We start from the raw sequence: 19,506 nt of genomic DNA, 5'->3' as shown, positions 1-19,506 counted from the left end.
GCGCGAGGTCGAGGACGCCTGCGGCGGTTGCCGGAGACGTCCTCGAAAGAACCCTCACCCCGGCCCTCTCCCGCAAGCGGGAGAGGGAGAACCTCCTGCGGCAGCGCGATTCCGCTTGCCGCGGGAGGGAACATTTTCACGGCGTTGCGATCCTGATCACCTCTCCCGCTTGCGGGAAAGGTCGACGCGCATGGCGCGTCGGGTGAGGAGCGTCGGGGTACGGCACCTCACCCGTGGACTCTCGCGCTCACTCCTCCGGCGCGTAACCGCCTGCCACGCCCTTGCTCGCATACGCCACCGCGTCGTGCGGATGCAGGCTCTCGTAGTGCGCCACGCGCAGCTGGTAGTCGGCGATGCGCTCGTCGGCATCGAGCGCGCGCGCGACGCGGCGCGCGGCGTCCTCGCAGAACATCAGGTTCTGGCCGTTCGCCAGCGCGAAGGCCTGCTCGTCCTCGCGCTTGACCGCCGTCTGCACCGGCGTGCGCAGCGCCTGCTCGACGCGATCAATCAGCTCCGTGATCGGGAAATCGAAGCCGGACGCGAGCTTCACGCGCAACTTCGCCGCGCTGCGCTGGCTGTGCGGCGTGGCGACGATCCCGGCCGGCGTCCCCAGCCAGGCGAGCACCGCCTGGCGATCGACGGCCGCCCCTTCCGCGAAATCGCGCGCGAACTGCTCCTGGATCAGCTGCCGCGACAACGCCGCCGACGCCGGGCAGGTGCTGGAGTACTGCACTTCCAGGCCGAGTTCCGCCTCGAAGCCCGCCTCGTCCAGCCGCGCGGCGATCTCGACCGGATACGAACGCCAGCCGCTGTTGCCGCTGGCCAGCGCCGGCCGCCGCACGAGATGGTCGAAGCGCACGCTGACGCGCGCACGATCGGACAGGCCCTCATGCGAGTCGAGGAAATCGCGCAACAAGCGGCGCAACGCGGCCGGCGTCAGCACTTCGGCCGACAGGTGGCGATCCAGATGCAGGTACAGGCGCGACATGTGGATGCCGCGCGCATCGGGCCGATGGAGGTTCACGAACGCGGCGACGCGCGCGCTGACCCGCTGCGCCGCACCGTCGCCGCCGGCGATCAATACCGGCAGCTCGATCTCGTCCATGCCGACCCAGTCCAGCGCACCGGCCAGTTCCGGCCGTCGCTCGCTGGCGACGTCGGGCATCGCGCGCTGGGTGTTGTCTCGGGTCGTATTCATGCGGAAATCCAGTGACGAAGTTCGGGCCGACGTGGCGCAAGGCCCTGAATTGCGGCCATTGTGGCCGATCCTCAATGCTTCACGCAGCCCGATCGCTGCGATGCAGCGTTCAGGCCGGCGAACGCCGCCCGGCGCGCCAGGCGGCCCAGACGGTCGCCAACGGCAGGCGGCCGAACGCCTCGTGCAGCGCCGCGAGCGGCTCGTCCGCACGCGCGGCGCGGCGCGCGCGCGCGCGATCGGCCGTCCGCGAGGCCGCGCCGAGCGCGCCCAGCGCGGCCGCCGGGCACGCCGCGAATTCGGCGGCGAGCGTCGCCAGCCACTCCTGCAGAGCCGCCGTCCGCGCCGGCGACACGGCCGCCAGATCGCCGCGCGCGAGCCGATGCCGCGCGAGCAGGTCGAGCGGCAGCGGCAGCCGTCCGGCGCGCAGGCTGTCGCTCAACAGCGCGGTCTCGCGCAGCGCGCGCGAAGCGGCGGCCGCGCGGGCGCGTGCCGGCGCGTCGATCGCGCCGAATAGCTGCGCCTCGATCGCCGCCAGGGGTTCGTACAGCGCCGCATAGGTGCGCAGTGCGGCGACGCGATCCGCCGCCGGTTCCGGTTCGCGCTGCTCCAGCGCGCCGCGGATCACTGCGAACCAGCTCGCCACCGGCACCGCGGCGAAGCCCGCCTGCGTCGCCAAGGCCTGCGTCAGCGGATGACGCGCCTCGCCACGACCGGCGCGGGCGAGTTCCTCGGCCCACCATTGCAGCTTGATCGCGGCCGGTTCGGCGTCGCGGGTGGCGAAGGCGGCATGTTCGAGCTCGAACGACAGGCAGGCGAAGGCGGCTCGCGCGGCGCGCTCGTGCGGCGGAACGAACTTCAGCGCGAGCGCGAATTCGGGATGGGCCGACGCCCACTTCGCCTCGAAGCTCGCCAGCGGCGCGCCGCTCTCCTCGTCCACGCGGTCAGCCCAGGGCCAATGCGGCGAGCAGCCCGGACGGCGCCGCGACGACCTGGTCGGCGCCCCAGGCAGCGGGATCGCCGCCGTCGAGGTAGCCCCATGCCGCCGCGATCGTGCGCGTTCCCGCCGCGCGGCCCGCCTGCACGTCGCGCAGGTCGTCGCCGACGAAGACGACGCTGTCGCCGGCCTCGACGCCGGCCAGCGCGCAGGCATGCAGCAACGGCGCCGGATCGGGCTTCTTCACCGGCAGGCAGTCGCCGCTGACCACGGCCGCGCAGCGCGCGCTGAGCGCCAGTTGATCGAGCAGGGGCCGCGTCAGCCAGCCCGGTTTGTTGGTGACGACGCCCCACGGAATGCGTCGCGCTTCCAGCCGCTCCAGCACGTCGGTGACGCCGTCGTACAGGCGCGAGTGCACGTTCATCGCGACCGAATACAGGTCGAGGAAGCGCGGCAGCCACTGGTCGATCATCGCGTCGTCGGCGCCCGGCAATCCCTTGCGAAGCATCGCCCGGCCGCCGGCCGAGACGACCTGCCGCACTGCCTGCGCATCCGGCGGCTGTGCGCCGAGCTCGGCGCACAGCGCCGCCACCGCGGCGACCAGGTCCGGTGCGGAATCGACCAGGGTTCCGTCGAGGTCGAAGAACACCGCGCGGGGCGTGGAGACGTCGAGATTCATGTCGGCGCGATTCATGTCGGCACGGCTCCCGTCAGCAGGATTCATGTCGGTCTGATTCATGCCGGCCGCGAAGCGCAGACCAGATAGTTGACCGCCACGCTGCCGGTCAGCCAGGCCTTGCGCGTGAGCGGGTTGTAGGCGAGACCGGACAGATCGTCGAGCACCAGACCGGCGGCGCGCAGGTCGGCCGCCATCTCGCTCGGCTTGATGAACTGCGCGTAGTGATGCGTGCCGCGCGGCAGCAGGCGCAGCAGATGCTCGGCGCCGAGGATCGCCGCGCCGAAGGCCAGCGGCGTGCGGTTCAGCGTCGACAGGAACAGCTTGCCGCCGGGTTTCAGCAGCGTCGCGCAGGCGCGGATCACGCTGGCCGGATCCGGCACGTGTTCGAGCATTTCCATGCAGGTGACGACGTCGAACGCGGCCGGCTTCTCTTCCGCCAGCGCTTCCACCGCGATCTCGCGATAATCGACCGACACGCCGCTTTCGTGCAGGTGCAAGCGCGCCACGTCGAGCACCCCGGACGCGAGATCGATCGCGGTCACCTCGGTGCCGGCACGCGCCAGCGCCTCGCTGAGCAGGCCGCCGCCGCAGCCGACGTCGAGCGCGCGAGCACCCTTCAAGGCCACGCGTTCGGCGACGTAGCCGAGGCGTACGGGATTGAGATCGTGCAGCGGCCGCGACTCGCCGTCCGGATCCCACCAGCGCGAGGCGAGGCGGTCGAACTTGGCGAGCTCTTCGGCCCGGACGTTGGCGTTGGCGGGATTCATCGGCGTGCGGTCGGCGGCGCCACGCGGCGCAGCCGCCAATGGTACGGCCTGGGCGCCGCGCTGACGAGGACACTCGGCGATGGCACGGTTCGCGCGTCGTTTTTCGTTCTCTTCGCAAGATTCCAACGGAGAGACCCATGACTCGCACCATCGGCACGATCCTGTTCGCCTGCACGCTCGCCGCCGGCAGCGCCCGCGCCTACGACAGCGGCCTGGATCTCGGCTTCAGCGACGGGACGCTGCACGGCTGGTCCAAGCCTTACTTCGACGTCGGCGGCTACCCTTCGGAACACCTCGCCGGCATGTTCCGCGATGCCGACGGTCACTACCTGCTGATCGGCAAGGTCTGCACCAGCGCCCAGTGCGCGACGTTCGACATCGGCATCGCACGCCTGCTCGGCAGCGGCGCATTCGACACCAGCTACGGCACGAACGGCTACGTACGCACGCCGCAGGACCTGCTCGGCAACGTCACGGCGGTCGCGCGCGACTCGCACGGCCGCTTCGTCGTGGTCGGCCCGACCGCCGCCGGCGCGGCCGCCGACGTCGATTTCGGCGTGCTGCGCCTGCTCCCCGACGGCAGCTACGACTCCACGTTCGCCTACGCGCCGCCTCCGCTCGGCACCGGCGGCGGACGCAAGAACATCGACTTCGGACTCGGCGGCGGCAGCAACGACTACCCGGCCGACGTGTTGACGTCGGCCGCTGCCGCCGGCGACTACATCTACCTGGTCGGCCAGGTCTCGACGCCGGCCGGCTCCGACGTCGGCCTCGCCTTGCTGACGCCGTCGGGCCAGCTCGACGGCGGCTTCGGCAGCGGCGGCCTGGCCCACTTCAATTTCGGTTCCGACGCCGCGCCGCTGCTCTCCACGCCGACCTCGCTCGCGTTCGGCGACAACCTGCTCGTCGCCGGCGTCGCGCGGCAAAACGGCGGCGACCCGCAGTTCGCGCTCGCCAGCTACTACAGCGACGGCCACGGTTTCGACATCACGTTCTGTTCGAACGGAATGTGCGGAGGCGGCAATACCGGACGCATGCTGATCCCGGCCACCCGCGACGCCACCCGCCCCTTCAACGACCTGCAGCCGCGCGTCGTCGTCGAGAACAATTTCCTGCACGCCAACATCTACCTGGGCGGCACCGTGATCGGCTACGCGCCGGGCAGCAGCGATCTGGACAGCGACGTCTACATCCGCGGCTTCGACCACTACGGCCGCGACCTGCCCGGATTCCCGGACTTCTCGTTCCAGGGCATCTCGCATGGCTGGCTGAACCGCCTCGCAGTCGATCCGACATCCTCGCCGCCGGTGTCGTCGGGCCTTTCCACGCATCGTCTCGTCTATGCCGGCACCGTCACCGACGGCAACGGCGGCGGCAGCGCCCTGGTCGGGCGCTTCCTCACCGGAAACTCTCCGGGCCCCGACCTTTACTTCGCTCCCGGCAGCATGCCGTACGTCACGTTGACGACGCCGCACCACCCGGGCGAAACGCATCTGGAAGGCACGTTCTCGACGATCCTGTTCGACGGCCCGCACATCGTGCTCGGCGGCGACACGTACTACTGCTGCTCGAACACCACGACCACCAACTACGACTTCGTCGCCGCGCGGCTGATCGACGACGCGATCTTCGCCGACGGCTTCGATCCGTCCGCATGAACACACCTCCAAGGTCCGACCGCCTTCCCCTTCCCACGGCGAGCGTCCCGATGCCTTCCCTCTCCGGCCTGCTGCGCGCCGCCGGCGCGATCGTCACTCCGCTCGCCTGCACCGGCGCCTTCGCCATCACCGTCGAGGTCGGTCCGGACGGCCGGTACGCGACGATCCAGGCCGGCATCGACGCCGTCGTCTCCGCCGGCGGCGGCGACGTGCTCGTGGAATCGGCCTACTACCCGGAAAATCCCGTGCTCGACATCGACGACATCGCCGTCGGCGTGCACGGCGGCTACGACGCCGGCTTCCAGCCGGCCGGACTGCCGACGCTGGTCGCGCTCGGCGACGGCAACGGCGATTCCTGGCGCGTGCTCACCCGCGGCGCGCACGGCCACGCCTTCGTCGGCGGCTTCAGTCTCTACGGCGCAGCCGGGCATCCTGGGGCTTACCTACAGGCGCGCGACGCCAGCTATCTTTCATTCCAGTACAACCAGGTATCGGACAACCATCACGACGCGGTCACGCAGGACTACGTCTACGGCGGCGGCATCGAAGCGGAAGCGCACGACTCCGCCTGGGTGGAACTGGTCGCGGACGAAGTGCGCGACAACTCCGTCAGCGCACGCGACTACGCCTTCGGCGGCGGCGTCTCGCTGCATGCGTTCGACGCCGGCCGGATCACCGCCGAGCAGCTCGACGTCCACGACAACGCGCTGACCTACGCGGGACAGGCCTGCTACGGCGCCGGCCTTGCCGCGCTGGCCGGCCAATACGGCGCTGCGGACGTCGACTTGACCGACCTCACGATATCCGGCAACGGCGAATCCTGCGGCAGCCAGGCCGTGGGTCACGCCGGCGGCCTGTATGCGGCGAGCGCCGACCTCGCCGCACCGCACGGCGTACATACCAACCGCATTCGCATCGTCGGCAATACGGTCTCCGGCAGTTCCGGCTCCTCGGAATCGGTGTACCTGGAAGCCCGCGGCGGCGCCATCGACTTCTCCGACGCCCTCGTCGTCGGTGGCAATGATCGCGGCCTCTACGCATCCGACTACCGGGCGCCGCACTTCTTCGTCGAGAACGTCACGGTGGCGCGCAACGGCGGTGCCGGGCTGCGGCTCGACGGCGACGTGCAGCTGACCAACACGCTCTCCGCGCAGAACGGCCAACCCGACCAGGTGCAGGAAAACTGGCTGGTCCTTCGCTCGCTGCTCGGCTTGACCGACGCGCGCTTCGTCGACGCGGCCGCGGGCGACTATCACCTGCGCGCCGACTCACCCGCCATCGACGCCGGCACCAACTTCACGCCGCACGGCCTGCAGACGGCTGACCTCGACGGCCATCCGCGACCGTACGACGGCGGCGTCGCCGACGGCGGCTGCTACGAGAGCTCCTACGTCAGGGACCGCATTTTCGCGAACGGATTCGAAACCTCGCCGTGATCAGTCGCGCAGGCGTGCGCGCAACGCAGCCAGGTGATCGCGCGCCTCGGCATAGTCGACGTCGGACTTGTTGCCCGCGCTAGCGCGCCCCAAGGCGGCGTCGGCGGCCTCGATGCTGGCACGCGCGGCGGCGGCGTCGCGGTCGGCCAGTTCCGCGTCGGCGCGATCGGCCAGCACGCGCGCGAGCACGGTCTCGACGACGGGCTCGGCGTGTGCAGCGCGATCCGAGGCGGCGTCGAGCAACGTGCGCGCCTGCCGCGTACGGCCGGCGAGCTGCGCGCATTTTCCGGCCACCACGTCGGCTTCCGTGCGGAACGGGCTGACGGCGATCACGGTCTGGTCGAAGATCGCGCGCGCGGCGTCCGCCTCGACGGCGCAGCGCGTGTTCTTGCGCGCCAGCGACGCGCGCGCGAGACCGAGGTGGTCCGCGCCGACCGCGCGATGACGTTCGCCGAACATGGCGCGGTCCGCCGCCAGCGCCGCGCGCCATTGCGCCTCGGCGTCGCCGATGCGCCCCAGGCGCAGCAACACTCCGGCCAACGCCCGCCGCGTGGCGCCGGCCGCCGCGTTCGCCGGGCCGGCCGACTGGTGCGCGAGCACGTCGCGCAGCAGCGGCTCGGCCTGCGCGTAGCGGCCGCGCCGCGCCTCGACGCTGGCGAGGTTCCCCGCGGTCGTGAGCGTCGCCGGGCTGTCGGGAGCGAGCCTGTGCAAGATCGCGTAGGCCTCCCGCATCAGCGCCGCGCCGCCCTCGGGATCCATGCGTTGGCCGCGCAGAACGCCGAGGTCGTTCAAGGTCTGCGCAATGTCCAGGTTCGGCGCGGCGTAGATCCGGCGCTCGATCGCCAGCGCTTCGCCGAGGGCCGCTTCGGCGCCGGCGAGATCGCCGGTTTCGCGCAACGGATCGGCCAGGACCTGCAAGGCGTGCACGGTGTCCACGTGATCCTCGCCGTGCAGTGCACGCGCACGCGTCAGCAAGCCGCGCGCTTCGGCCACGGCTTGTTCGTTGTGCCCGGCGCGGCTCAACAGCTCCACCAGTACCACCTGGGCCGAATCCCACGCGCGCGCGTCGTCGGGCGCGAAGCGCTGCAACATCGCGAACGCACGGCGCAGGTCGTCGATGCCCGGATCGTAGGGCGCGGCCCAATGCGCCAGAGCGCCGCGCGCCGCCAGCGCTTGCGCGAACGCGGCGGAATCCCCTCCTCCGGCGGCGGCGTACGCGTCGATCGCCGCGTCGATGCGCCGCTTGCCGTCGGCGTACGCGCCGGCGCTGTCGTCGAGGATCGTGCGCGCGCTCTCCGCCGCCAGGGTCCTCGCGTCGCCGGCGCCGAAACGCTCGCGCGCCAATGCCACCGCCGCGTCCAGCGGTGCCTTCGCCGCCTCGATCTCGTCGCGTGCGTTGCGGACCCGGCCGATCGTCTGCAGCAGCTCGATGCGCATTTCCGGATACGCGGTGAAATCCTCGTTCGCGCGCCGTTCGCCGTAGGCGAGGAGATCGGCGGCGGTTTCGTGGTGCTCGGCGCCGGCCGGAGCCGCGCCGGTGAACAGATCGAGCAGGAACTGTTTGATCGCCAGCGCGCGCCGCGACTCGGCCTGGGCGTGCGCGGCCTGCCGCGTGGCGTCGGCGGCGGCGCGTTCGGCACGCCCTGCTTCGCGGCGCGCGAGCGCGGTCTGATGCGCGCTCCACGCCGTCGCGGCGATCAGCAGCAGCGCCGCGATCGCCGCCGCCGGCACGCCGAACGGATGGCGCGCGACGAACTTGCGCGCGCGATAGGCGGCCGATGCCGGCCGCGCCGCGATCGGCTCGCCGCGCAGGCAGCGCCCGAGGTCCGCCCCGAGCGCGGCGGCATCGGCATAGCGGCGCGATGGCTCCGGCGCCAAGCTGGTGCGCACGACGGTGTCGAGATCGCCGCGCAGCGCGCGCGCCAGCGCGGCGGGCGTGCTCGCACGCGCGGACGCCGCTGCGCCGAGCACGCGCACGGACGACGGCGACGCGGAACCGTCCGCGCCGAAGCGCGGGCGTTCGCCGGTCAGCAGTTCGTGCAGCAGCACGCCGAGCGCATGGACGTCGGTGGCGGTGGTGATCGCGCCGCCGGCGAACTGCTCGGGCGCGGCGTAGCCGGGTGTCAGGCGCAGCATCGCGGTGGCGGTGCGCGCGGAATCGTCGTCGGCGCCGAGCAGCTTGGCGATGCCGAAGTCGAGCAGCTTGAGCGTGCCGTCGCGCGCGACGAGGATGTTCGACGGCTTCAGGTCGCGATGCACGACGAGGTTGCGCTGCGCGTAGGCGACGACCTCGCAGACCTCGACGAACAGCGCGATGCGCCGCGCGAGCGGCAAGCGCAGGCGATCGCAATACGCAGTGATCGGCTCGCCGTCGTCGACGTATTCCATCGCGATGTACGGCACGCCGTTGTCGGTCACCCCGCCGTCGATCAGACGAGCGATATGCGGGTGCTCGAGCGCGGCGAGGATGCGTCGCTCGCGCTCGAACAGCGCGCGGTCGTCGGCGCGGAACAAGCCCTGCCGCAGCAGCTTCAGCGCGACGCGCTGCCGGAATCCAGCCTGCTCGCGCTCGGCGAGATACACGCTCGCGCTGCCGCCCTCGCCGAGCAGGCGCTCGATGCGGAACGCACCGACGCGACGGCCGATCCAGTCCGCATCGGTCGTGCCGCCGGCCGCGAACTCGCGCTGCAGCCGGTCGAGATCGCCCGGCGCCTCGGCGTGCGCGACAGCCCGTATCAGCGCGTCGCGCAGCTGCGGCGCGAGCGGCTGCGCGGCGATCCATTCGGCGCGGCGCTCCGGCTCGACGTCGAGCGCGCGGTCGAGCCAGCGCTCGAGCTCGGCCCAGCGCGCGGCGGAATCGCTCACGCCGCGGGTTCCTCGAGCAGGCTCGCACAAAGCGCGCGCGCCTTCTGCCAGTCGCGCATCACCGTGCGCAGGCTGACGCCGAGGCATTGCGCCACCTCGGGGAAAGCGAGCCCGGCGAACACGTGCAGTTCGACCAGTTCGCCGAGGCGCGGATCGACGGCGCCGAGACGGTCGAGCACCTGCCCGAGCGCGACCAGATCGAGCGAGGCATCGGGGGCGACGAGCTGCGGCAGCGCGTCGTCGTCACGTACGCCCTCGCCGCCGCGCTTGAGCGCGCTGCGGCGGCGCGCGTCGTCGATGGCCAGGCTGCGCATCGCGCGACCGGCGTAGGCGAAGAAGCGGCGCCGATCCGGCCAGTCCAGTTCGGCGCCGCCGAGCAGCTTCAGGTAGACCTCGTGCACCAGCGCGGTCGTGCCGAGCGTGCGCTCCCTTCCGTCACCGGCCAGCGCGCCGCGCGCGAGGCGGCGCAGCGTGTCGTAGATCAGCGGGGCGAGACGCTGCCGGGCCGCGTCGTCGCCGGCGGAATTGCGCAGCAGCAGAGTGATTTCGCCGACGTCGGCGTCCACGACCCGCCTCCCGTTCGAGGCGCCCAGTGTAGCGATCCGGCCGGCCGCGGTCGCACCGGCCCGTGCGCGGCGTCAGCCGGCCAGGCGCTCGCGCCAGCGTCGCGCTTTCGCGCCGATTTCCTGCAGATCGAGATCGACCGCCACGCGCTCGCGCAGTTTGCGCCGGCCGGCGATCCAGACGTCGCTGACCTGCTGGCGTCCGGTCGCATAGACCAGTTGCGAGATCACGTTGTACAGCGGCTGCGTCTCGATCGCGTCGAGGCGCACCGCAGCCAGATCGGCCAGCTTGCCGGCTTCGATCGAACCGATGCGCGCCTCCCAACCGAGCGCCTTGGCGCCGTTCAAGGTCGCCGCACGCAGGACGCCGGCGGCGTCGAACGCGGCGGCGTCGCCCGCCACCGCCTTCGCCAGCATCGCCGCCGTGCGCAGCTCGCCGAACATGTCGAGGTCGTTGTTGCTGGCCACGCCGTCCGTGCCGATCGCGACCGTGACGCCGGCGCGGCGCAGCTTCTCGACCGGGCAGAAGCCGGAGGCGAGCTTGAGATTGGATTCCGGGCAGTGCACGACCGAAACGCCGGCTTCGGCGCAGGCGGCGATCTCCGCGTCGATCAGCTGCGTCATGTGCACGGCGATCAGATGATCGTTGACCAGGCCCAACGCCTGCATGCGCGCGAACGGGCGCGCGCCGCGCTCGCGCTTGGCGTCCTCGACTTCCTGCGCGGTCTCGTGCAGATGCAGGTGCACCGGCAGATCGAGCTGGTCGGACAGCACGCGGATGCGCTCGAAGCTCTCGTCGGCGACGGTGTACGGCGCGTGCGGCGCCCAGGCAGTGCCGAGCAGCGGCTCGCCCTTGAATTCGTCGTGCACGGCCAGGGCGCGATCGAAATATTCGTCGCGCGTCTTGGCCCAGGCGCTCGGGAACTCGATCACCGGCAGGCCGATCATCGCGCGGAAGCCCAGGCGGCGGTACGTCGCGGCCTGCACGTCGGGAAAGAAGTAGTTCTCGTTGCAGCAGGTGGTGCCGCCGCGCAGCATCTCGGCGACCGCCAGCTCGATGCCGTCGCGCACGAACTCCGGCCCGATCGCCTTCGCCTCGGCCGGCCAGATGTGCTCCTGCAGCCAGCGCATCAGCGGCAGGTCGTCGGCGATGCCGCGCATCAGCGTCATCGGGTTGTGCACGTGCGCGTTGACCAGGCCGGGGATCAATGCGTGCTCGGACAGCATCACGCGCTCGCGCGGCGCGTAGCGCGCGCGCGCCTCGGCCGCGGGCAGCACGGCGACGATGCGCTCGCCGTCGACCGCGACCGCGTGGTCTTCGAGGACGACGCCGTGCGGCTCGACCGGAACCAGCCAGCGCGGTTCGAGCAGGAGATCGATGGGGTGCGGCGAGTCGCTCATGGGAGCTTGCAGCCTGGTCGTCTGGCGAAGATCGGGATGGGACGTGCATCGGGAGGAAGCGCCGCGAATCGTATCGGCATCGGGTCACCTCTCCCACCGGCGGGAAAGGCCGCTCCGCCGGCGCAGGTGAGGAAAACCCGACAGGCGTGGCTCACGCCTCCTCGTCGTTCGCCCCTTCCCCCACGAGCGGGAGAAGGGACATCGGTTCGCGCTTCCTCTCGCCGCGCGACACTTTGCGCGAATCCTCGAAGCGCGCCTTGCAACATTGGAACCGTGGATTCGCGACGCCGACCCGCTGCGCGGATCTCGCCGCGAACCGATCACTTCACGCGCGACATGTACTCGCCGGTGCGCGTGTCGACCTTGATCTTCTCGCCCTGCGCGACGAACAGCGGTACGCGCACGACTGCGCCGGTTTCGAGCTTGGCCGGCTTGCCGCCGCCGCCGGAGGTGTCGCCGCGCACGCCCGGATCGGTCTCGGTGATCTCCAGCTCGACGAAGATCGGCGGCGTCACGGTCAGCGGCGCGCCGTTCCACAAGGTCATGATGCAGGTCTCGTTGCCCTTCAGCCACTTCGCCGCGTCGGCCATCGCGGTCTCGTCGGCGGCGAGCTGCTCGTGCGTGGACGGGTCCATGAAGTGCCAGAATTCGCCGTCGGAGTAGAGGAACTCCATGTCGGTGTCCATCACGTCGGCGGCCTCGACCGAGTCGGTCGACTTCATGGTCATTTCCTGCGTACGGCCGTTCTTGAGGTTGCGGAACTTGACGCGCGTGAAGGCCTGGCCCTTGCCGGGCTTGACGTACTCGGTGTCGATGATCGTGCACGGATAGCCGTCCACGATGATCTTCTGACCGTTCTTCACGTCGTTCATGCCATAGCTGGCCATATGTTGCTCCGAATGTGGTTGAAGTCCGGCCGTCGACAGCCGGTCTTTCGCGGAAGAACCCGCAGGAGGCTAAACTTAGCCGGATATGATACCTGCAAAGCCGCTGCCCGCGCAGCCGCGCCGCTGGCAGCAGCTCTGGCGCGAAGCCGTCACCGACCCGCTCGAACTGCTGCGCCTGCTCGATCTCGTCGAGCATGCGCAGGACCTGTTGCCGTCCGGCGACACCGGCTTCCCCCTGCGCGTGCCGCGCGGCTTCGCCGCCAAGATGCGCTGCGGCGACGCGACCGATCCGCTGTTGCTGCAAGTGCTGCCGCAGGCGGCCGAACTGGGCGACGTGCCCGGCTTCACGCAAGACGCGGTCGGCGACCTCGGCGCGCGCGCGGCCAGCGGCGTGCTGCACAAGTACCAAGGCCGTGCCCTGCTGATCGCCACCGGCTCCTGCGCCGTGCATTGCCGGTACTGCTTCCGCCGGCATTTCCCGTACGCCGAGGAGACCGCGGCGGCGAACCGCTGGCAGCTCGCGGTCGAGCACCTGCGCGCGGATGCCTCGATCGCCGAGGTGATCCTGTCCGGCGGCGATCCGTTGTCGCTGTCGACGCCGAAGCTGGCCGAGCTGAGCGCCGCTCTGGCGCAGATCCCGCACATCCGTCGCCTGCGCATCCACACGCGCCTGCCGGTCGTGCTGCCCGAGCGCGTCGACACGGAATTCCGGGACTGGCTGGCGGCGCTGCCGCTGCAGAAGGTCGTCGTGCTGCACGCCAACCATCCGCACGAGATCGACGATTCCGTCGCCGCGGCCTGCACCGCCCTGCGCGCGGCCGGCGCGACCCTGCTCAACCAGGCCGTGCTGCTGCATCGGGTCAATGACGACGTCGACGCGCTCGCGGCACTGTCCGAGCGGCTGTTCGCGGCAGGGGTGCTGCCGTACTACCTGCATCAACTCGACCGCGTCGCCGGCGCCGCGCACTACGAGGTCGACGACGCGCGCGCACTGGCCCTGGTCGAAGCGCTGCGCGCGCGGCTGCCGGGCTATCTGGTGCCGCAGCTGGTGCGCGAGGTCGCCGGGGCGCCGTCGAAGCTTCCCCTGTGAATCCATCGCTAATCCCGAGCCCGTCACGCGGATTCGACGCGTCGATGGAAAACGCACGGCGAATCCGGTAGAAACGAAGCCATCGAAGGGCCGACGCTCGCTCCGCCGCCCGACGTCCCGTTGCCGCGTTCTCCTCGCCTTCGCACGCTCTTGCGCGAACGGCGGATACCGCCCCGGCGGGAGGATTCGACACAAAACCCCGCTCGCCGCCCCTGCCCCCCAAACCCGATGAACCGATCCGATTCCATCCTCAAACTGCTGCTGGTCGACGACTCGGTCGAAGACGCCGAGCAGATCATCAGCATGCTGCGCAACGGCGGCATCGCCGTGCGCCCGGCGCGCGCCGCCAACGAAGTCCAGATCGAGGCCGCGCTGGAACAGCAGACGCCGGACCTGGTCATCGTCGACCTCGGCTGCACCGAGTTGACCCTGCCGCAGGTACGCGACCTGGTCGAACGCGGCGGGCGCGACGTCGCGCTGATCGCCAGCGGCAAGGAGCTCGATCGCGAGAGGATCGTCGCCGCCTTCCGCGACGGCGCGCGCGCGGTGCTGCTGCGCGAATCGCAGGAGTTCGTGCAGACCATCGTGCGGCGCGAATTCGACGCGCTGACGATGCGCCGCAGCGTACGCCGCCTCGAGGCGTCGCTGCGCGAGTCGGAGCGGCGCTGCGAGGCACTGCTCGATTCCTCGCGCGACCCGATCGCCTTCGTGCACGAGGGCATGCACGTGCGCGCCAACCGCGCGTACCTCGAGATGTTCGGCTACGACAGCTTCGAGGACATCGAAGGCATGTCGATCCTCGACCTGATCGCGCCCCAGGACGCCGACGACTTCAAGGCGCTGCTGAAGCGCCTGTCGAAGGGCGAGAAGCCGCCGCAACGGCTGAACCTCAAGGCCCGGCGCGGCGACGACTCCACCTTCGATGCGACGATGGAGTTCGCCGAGGCGAGCTTCGAAGGCGAGCCGTGCCAGCAGATCACATTCCGCCGCCAGATCGCCGACGGCGTGCTGGAACAGGAGCTGGACCTGCTGCGCTCCAAGGATCTGATCACCGACCTGTTCAACCGCCAGCACATGCTCGCGCAGATCGAGCGCGCCGCCGCCGCGGCCGTCGAGGGTGCCGACGACCAGTCGCTGCTGCTGATCGAGCCGGACGGCTTCAAGCAGGTGCTCGACACGATCGGCCTCGGCAACGCCGACGTGCTGCTCGGCGACATGGGCGGCCTGCTGCGCCGCGTCGTCGGCGAAACCGACGTCGCCGGCCGCATCGCCGATCACACGTTCGGTGTGCTGGTGACCAAGCGCGACAGCGCGGCGACCCTGGCGCTGGCGGAAAAGCTGCGCAATGCGTTCGGCGAACGCATCTTCGAAGTCGGCCGCCAGTCGATCAGTCTGACCGTCAGCGTCGGCGGCGCCCTGATCGGCGAGCGCAACGCGAACGCCGACAGCGTGCTCGGCCTGGCCCATTCGAGCCTGCGCGAGGCGCAGGGCGCGGGCGGCAACCGCGCGCGCATCGTCGATCCTTCCGAGCAGGACAAGGCCGCCGCGGCGACGTCGCGCCACTGGCTCGAGCAGATCGACCGCGCGCTCGCCGAAGACGGCTTCGTGCTCTATTACCAGCCGATCATCAGCCTGCACGGCGCCGACGGCGATTTCTACGAAATCCTGCTGCGCATGCGCGGACCGCAGGGCGAGATCCTGCCGAACCAGTTCCTGCCCGTCGCCGAACATCACGGCAAGATCGCCGCGATCGACCGCTGGGTCATCGCCGCCGCGATCCGCGCGATCGCCGAGCGCGAGCGCGCCGGCCATCGCACGACGTTCTTCATCAAGCTCACGCCGCAGTCGCTGGAAGATCCGACCCTGCTGCCGTGGATTGCGCAGCAGTTGAAGAACGCGCGCCAGCGCGCCGATTCGCTCGTGTTCGAGATGCCCGAAAGCAAGGTGGTGACCAGCCTGAAGCCGGCGCGCGCCTTCGTCAAAGGCCTGGAACAGCTGCGCTGCGGCTTCGCTCTCGAGCAGTTCGGCTCAGGCCTGAACTCCTTCCAGCTGCTCAAGCACATTCCGGCGCACTACTTGAAGATCGACCGCAATTTCATGGCCGATCTGCCCAAGCACAAGGAAAACCAGGAACGCATCAAGGAGATCTGCGAGCAGGCGCATCACGCCGGCAAGCTGACCGTGGCGGAGTTCGTCGAGGACGCCGCCAGCATGTCGATCCTGTTCAGCTGCGGCGTGAATTTCGTGCAGGGCAACTTCCTGCAGGAGCCCGAGAAGGTGATGGCGCACGGCGCCGCGGCTTGACGTGCGGGCGCTTCTCCGGGGAAGGCGAAAGCCGGAAGCGGATCAAGGCAACAAAAAGCGGATAGAGCCGAGAATTCTCGAGTCTCTATCCGCGTGAATGCGCCTTGATCCGCGTCGAAAGGCTTTTCGATCAGGCCGCCGCACGCAGCGCGGCGACGCGCTCCGGAATCGGCGGGTGGCTCATCAGCAGGCGCGCGATGCCGCCCTCGCCGGAGATGCCGAACGCCTGGATCGCCTTCGGCAGCGTGTTCTCGCCGTGGTTGCCGGCCAGGCGCTCCAGCGCCGCGATCATCGACTGCTTGCCGGCCAGGTGCGCGCCACCGGCGTCGGCACGGAACTCGCGCCAGCGCGAGAACCACATGACGATCAGCGAGGCGAGGAAGCCCAGTGCGATCTGCAGCACGATGACGATGCCGAAATAGGCGAAACCGCCGCCGCCCTCGCGGTTGCCGCTGATGGCGCGGTCGATGAGGGTGCCGAGCACACGCGCGAAGAAGATCACGAAGGTGTTCAGCACACCCTGGATCAGGGTCATCGTGACCATGTCGCCGTTGGCGATGTGGCTGATCTCGTGGCCGAGCACGGCCTCGACCTCGGCGCGGTTCATGCTCTGCAGCAAACCGGTGCTGACCGCCACCAGCGAATTGTTCTTGCTCATGCCGGTCGCGAACGCGTTCATCTCCGGCCCGTCGTAGATCGCCACCTCGGGCATGCCGATGCCGGCCTTCTCGGCCTGGCGGCGCACGGTGTCGAGCAGCCACGCCTCGCTCTCGTTGCGCGGCTGCGTGATGACCTCGGCGCCGACCGAGCGCTTGGCCATCCACTTGGACATCGCCAGCGAAATGAACGAGCCGCCCATGCCCATCACCGCGGACATGATCAGCAGACCCTGCAGGTTGATCCCGCCTTCCCGCTGCGTGTAGACGTCGATGCCGGTCAGCTTGACCACGATGGTCAGCAGCAGCATCACCGCCAGGTTGGTCAGGACGAAAAGAACGATGCGCAACATGGTCTACCTCGGTTCCGATAGGTCGATAGGCCCGCCGCCGGAACGTCGCCGCATGCGGCATTCCGGCCTCGCCATGGATGGGTTCCCCAACAGGCTTTTTAAAGCCTATCCTGTTTCAATAGCGATCACGAGCCGCCGCTTGGACCTCGCCCGATGCGGCAGGTTCCGCACCCCTATGCAGCATCCATGACCTTCCACCGCGGACGTTTCGCGCCCTCGCCGAGCGGTCGCCTGCATTTCGGCTCGCTGGTCGCCGCGCTGGGCAGCTGGTTGTTCGCGCGCGCTGACAATGGCGAATGGCTGGTGCGCATCGAGGACTTCGACCGCGAACGCGTCGTGCCCGGAGCGGCCGACGACATTCTGGCGACGCTGCATGCGTTCGGCTTCGACTCGGATCGACCGGTGATCCATCAGAGCGAACGTGACGAGGTCTACCGGGCGGCGCTGCGGCGACTCGAGGACGCGGGCCAGGTCTATCCGTGCTGGTGCAGCCGCGCCGATCTCGCCGCCTTCGGCGGCATCCATCCGCAGAACTGCATTGCGCGTCCGGACCCGGCTCGCGCGCCGGCCTGGCGCCTGCGCGTGCCGGACGAATCGATCGCGTTCCTCGACGCCGTGCAAGGCGAGCAGCGCCAGGATCTGCGCCGCGAAGTCGGCGACTTCGTCGTCTGGCGCGTCGAGAAGACGGTCGCCTACCAGCTCGCAGTCGTCGTCGACGACGCGGCCCAGGGCATCACCGCGGTCGTGCGCGGCGCCGACCTGCTCGATTCGACGCCGCGACAGATCCTGTTGCAGCGCCTGCTCGATCTGCCGCGGCTGCAATACGCGCACCTGCCGCTCGCGCTCGGCGCCGACGGGCGCAAGCTCAGCAAACACGAACTGGCGCTGCCGGTCGACGGCGACGACCCACTGCCGGCCCTGCGTGCCGCCCTGCGATTCCTCGGCCAGCCGCTGCCGCCGGCGCGCAACGTGCGCGACCTACTCTCGGCCGCACTTGAGGAATTCGATGCCGGCCGCATTCCGTGCGCGCCTTCGGCACCAGCGCCGTTTGCGGCGCTGCGGAAGGACGTTTGTTGAAGCTGCGGGCACAATCGAAACGAACACGCTCGCGTTCCCACCCCACGAAAACGTAAGGAGCAAGAGTCATGACGACGCGCGTCGCCCTGGTCACCGGCGGTACCGGCGGAATCGGTACGGCCATCTGCCGCCATCTCGCCAAGCTCGGCCACAAGGTCGCCACCAACTACCGCGACGAGGCGAAGGCGGTGGCCTGGCAGGAGGCGCAGCGCAAAGACGGCTTCGAGTTCGCGATCGCACCCGGCGACGTCGCCGACGCGGCGACGGCGGAGTCGATGATCCGCGCGGTCGAGAGCCAGCTCGGACCGATCGAGATCCTGGTCAACAACGCCGGCATCACGCGCGACACGACCTTCCACAAGATGACGCCGATCCAGTGGGCCGAGGTCATCAATACCAATCTCGGTTCCTGCTTCAACGTGACCCGCCCGGTCATCGACGGCATGCGCAACCGCAAGTGGGGCCGCATCGTGCAGATCAGCTCGATCAACGGCCAGAAGGGCCAGTACGGCCAGGCCAACTACGCCGCGGCGAAGGCCGGCATGCACGGCTTCACGATCTCGCTGGCGCAGGAGAACGCCAAGTTCGGCATCACCGTGAACACCGTCTCGCCGGGCTATGTCGGCACCGACATGGTGATGGCGGTGCCGGAAGACGTGCGCGCGAAGATCGTCGCGCAGATCCCGCTCGGCCGCCTCGGCGAACCCGACGAGATCGCCTATGCGGTCGGCTTCTTCGCCGACGAGCGTGCGAACTGGATCACCGGCGCGAATCTCGCCATCAACGGCGGTCAGTACATGGGTTGGTGATGCACGCGTTCGGCCGACGCCATCCGGCGTCGGCCACGCTCCTCGGCTGAGGCACGGGAAGGACCGCCATCCATGACCCGCCGTGGATGAGGCAAGGAGCGCATCAAAGGCGATTGTCGAAATTCCGCCGAGCGCCTTCGCCGAGCGCCCCTCCACGTTCCCGATTCATCCCCAGGCAACCCCCGGCGCACTCCTCGCGGCCTCGCTCGCACGCGCTTGGACGCACGTGCCACACCGCAGCATTTCGTCGCGGCCCTCATTTGCTGCGCAACATCCGAAACTGGTGCGCCGCCGCACATTCTGTTAGCGTTGTGGAATGGCCGACGTCCGCATCATCAAGAAATACCCGAACCGTCGTCTCTACGACACGGAAATCTCCAGCTACATCACGTTGGAGGAAGTCCGCCAGCTGGTGCTGGACGACGAGGAGTTCGAGGTCCGCGACGCCAAGACCGGCGAGAACCTGACGCGCTCGGTGCTGCTGCAGATCATCTCCGAGTACGAAGAACGCGGCCAGCCGATGTTCACCACCAAGCTGCTGTCGCAGATCATCCGTTTCTACGGAGATTCGCTGCAGGGCTTCATGGGCGGCTATCTCGAGCGCAGCCTGCAGATCTTCCTCGACCAGCAGCAGCAGTTCCGCAGCCAGCTCAGCAACATGCTCGGACAGACGCCTTGGTCGATGTTGAACGATCTGACCGAGCGCAACATGGATCTGTGGAAGTCGTTGCAGCAAGGCTTCCTGAACAGCGCCGCGAACAGCGTGCGCAACGGAACGTTCGATCCGTCCAAGGCCAAGAAAGACCCCAACAAGCCTTGATGTTCCGCC

The 19,506-nt window shown here is 69.7% G+C and carries 16 protein-coding genes; 7 read left to right on the top strand and 9 right to left on the bottom strand.

What is annotated here, in order from left to right:
* Positions 1-247 precede the first annotated feature (247 nt).
* From folE2 to ubiG, 4 genes are all read right to left on the bottom strand, one after another.
* Positions 248-1,198 (bottom strand): GTP cyclohydrolase FolE2, encoded by a 951-nt coding sequence (gene folE2, locus J7520_RS06025; protein ID WP_291185354.1) that lies wholly within the window; start codon positions 1,196-1,198, stop codon positions 248-250.
* Between the two features lie 109 nt (positions 1,199-1,307).
* A complete protein-coding gene (locus J7520_RS06020; RefSeq protein WP_291185351.1) occupies positions 1,308-2,135 on the bottom strand; it encodes a squalene/phytoene synthase family protein in 828 nt (275 codons plus the stop codon).
* Positions 2,136-2,139: 4 nt separating this feature from the next.
* Entirely contained in the window at positions 2,140-2,826 is a 687-nt protein-coding gene (locus J7520_RS06015; protein WP_291185348.1) for an HAD-IA family hydrolase, read from the bottom strand.
* Between the two features lie 41 nt (positions 2,827-2,867).
* Positions 2,868-3,578: a bifunctional 2-polyprenyl-6-hydroxyphenol methylase/3-demethylubiquinol 3-O-methyltransferase UbiG gene (gene ubiG / locus J7520_RS06010; RefSeq protein WP_291185346.1), complete on the bottom strand. Its 711-nt coding sequence runs from the start codon at positions 3,576-3,578 to the stop codon at positions 2,868-2,870.
* A 137-nt stretch (positions 3,579-3,715) separates the two neighbouring features.
* Here ubiG and J7520_RS06005 point away from each other — a divergent pair, with 137 nt between their 5' ends.
* Positions 3,716-5,236: a hypothetical protein gene (locus tag J7520_RS06005; protein ID WP_291185344.1), complete on the top strand. Its 1,521-nt coding sequence runs from the start codon at positions 3,716-3,718 to the stop codon at positions 5,234-5,236.
* Between the two features lie 50 nt (positions 5,237-5,286).
* Positions 5,287-6,672, top strand: a complete 1,386-nt coding sequence (locus J7520_RS06000; RefSeq protein WP_291185341.1) for a choice-of-anchor Q domain-containing protein — start codon at positions 5,287-5,289, stop codon at positions 6,670-6,672.
* Here J7520_RS06000 and J7520_RS05995 read toward each other — a convergent pair whose 3' ends face one another.
* From J7520_RS05995 to efp, 4 genes are all read right to left on the bottom strand, one after another.
* Positions 6,673-9,537 carry a serine/threonine-protein kinase gene (locus J7520_RS05995; RefSeq protein ID WP_291185337.1) on the bottom strand — a complete coding sequence of 955 codons (2,865 nt, stop codon included), beginning with the start codon at positions 9,535-9,537 and terminating at the stop codon, positions 6,673-6,675. It abuts the gene before it with no gap.
* Positions 9,534-10,103, bottom strand: a complete 570-nt coding sequence (locus tag J7520_RS05990) for an ECF-type sigma factor (RefSeq protein ID WP_291185334.1) — start codon at positions 10,101-10,103, stop codon at positions 9,534-9,536. The genes J7520_RS05995 and J7520_RS05990 overlap by 4 nt, the downstream gene beginning before the upstream one ends.
* A gap of 72 nt (positions 10,104-10,175) precedes the next feature.
* Positions 10,176-11,501, bottom strand: a complete 1,326-nt coding sequence (locus J7520_RS05985; protein ID WP_291185332.1) for a TRZ/ATZ family hydrolase — start codon at positions 11,499-11,501, stop codon at positions 10,176-10,178.
* A 320-nt stretch (positions 11,502-11,821) separates the two neighbouring features.
* Entirely contained in the window at positions 11,822-12,388 is a 567-nt protein-coding gene (gene efp / locus J7520_RS05980; RefSeq protein WP_291185328.1) for an elongation factor P, read from the bottom strand.
* 85 nt (positions 12,389-12,473) lie between these two features.
* Between efp and epmB the strand changes: the two genes are divergently transcribed.
* Together epmB and J7520_RS05970 are read left to right on the top strand one after the other, a co-directional pair.
* Positions 12,474-13,478, top strand: coding sequence for an EF-P beta-lysylation protein EpmB (gene epmB, locus J7520_RS05975; RefSeq protein WP_291185325.1), 1,005 nt, complete (start codon positions 12,474-12,476; stop codon positions 13,476-13,478).
* 228 nt (positions 13,479-13,706) lie between these two features.
* The gene (locus J7520_RS05970) at positions 13,707-15,782 is read left to right on the top strand and encodes an EAL domain-containing protein (protein ID WP_291185322.1); all 2,076 of its coding nucleotides are present in this window, start codon (positions 13,707-13,709) and stop codon (positions 15,780-15,782) included.
* Between the two features lie 130 nt (positions 15,783-15,912).
* Here the strand turns inward: J7520_RS05970 and htpX are convergent, their stop codons facing one another.
* Positions 15,913-16,791 carry a protease HtpX gene (gene htpX, locus J7520_RS05965; protein ID WP_291185319.1) on the bottom strand — a complete coding sequence of 293 codons (879 nt, stop codon included), beginning with the start codon at positions 16,789-16,791 and terminating at the stop codon, positions 15,913-15,915.
* Between the two features lie 186 nt (positions 16,792-16,977).
* Between htpX and gluQRS the strand changes: the two genes are divergently transcribed.
* The 3 genes from gluQRS (at position 16,978) to phaR (ending at position 19,497) form a co-directional block, all read left to right on the top strand.
* Positions 16,978-17,868 carry a tRNA glutamyl-Q(34) synthetase GluQRS gene (gene gluQRS, locus J7520_RS05960; RefSeq protein WP_291185316.1) on the top strand — a complete coding sequence of 297 codons (891 nt, stop codon included), beginning with the start codon at positions 16,978-16,980 and terminating at the stop codon, positions 17,866-17,868.
* Between the two features lie 68 nt (positions 17,869-17,936).
* The gene (phbB, locus tag J7520_RS05955; protein ID WP_291185314.1) at positions 17,937-18,677 is read left to right on the top strand and encodes an acetoacetyl-CoA reductase; all 741 of its coding nucleotides are present in this window, start codon (positions 17,937-17,939) and stop codon (positions 18,675-18,677) included.
* 316 nt (positions 18,678-18,993) lie between these two features.
* Positions 18,994-19,497, top strand: coding sequence for a polyhydroxyalkanoate synthesis repressor PhaR (gene phaR / locus J7520_RS05950; RefSeq protein ID WP_291185312.1), 504 nt, complete (start codon positions 18,994-18,996; stop codon positions 19,495-19,497).
* The last annotated feature ends 9 nt before the right edge of the window (positions 19,498-19,506 follow it).

Origin of the sequence: Dokdonella sp. (genome assembly GCF_017744955.1) — a bacterium.
In the GTDB taxonomy this organism is placed as follows: domain Bacteria; phylum Pseudomonadota; class Gammaproteobacteria; order Xanthomonadales; family Rhodanobacteraceae; genus Dokdonella_A.
This window is presented reverse-complemented; position numbering and strand designations above follow the sequence as displayed.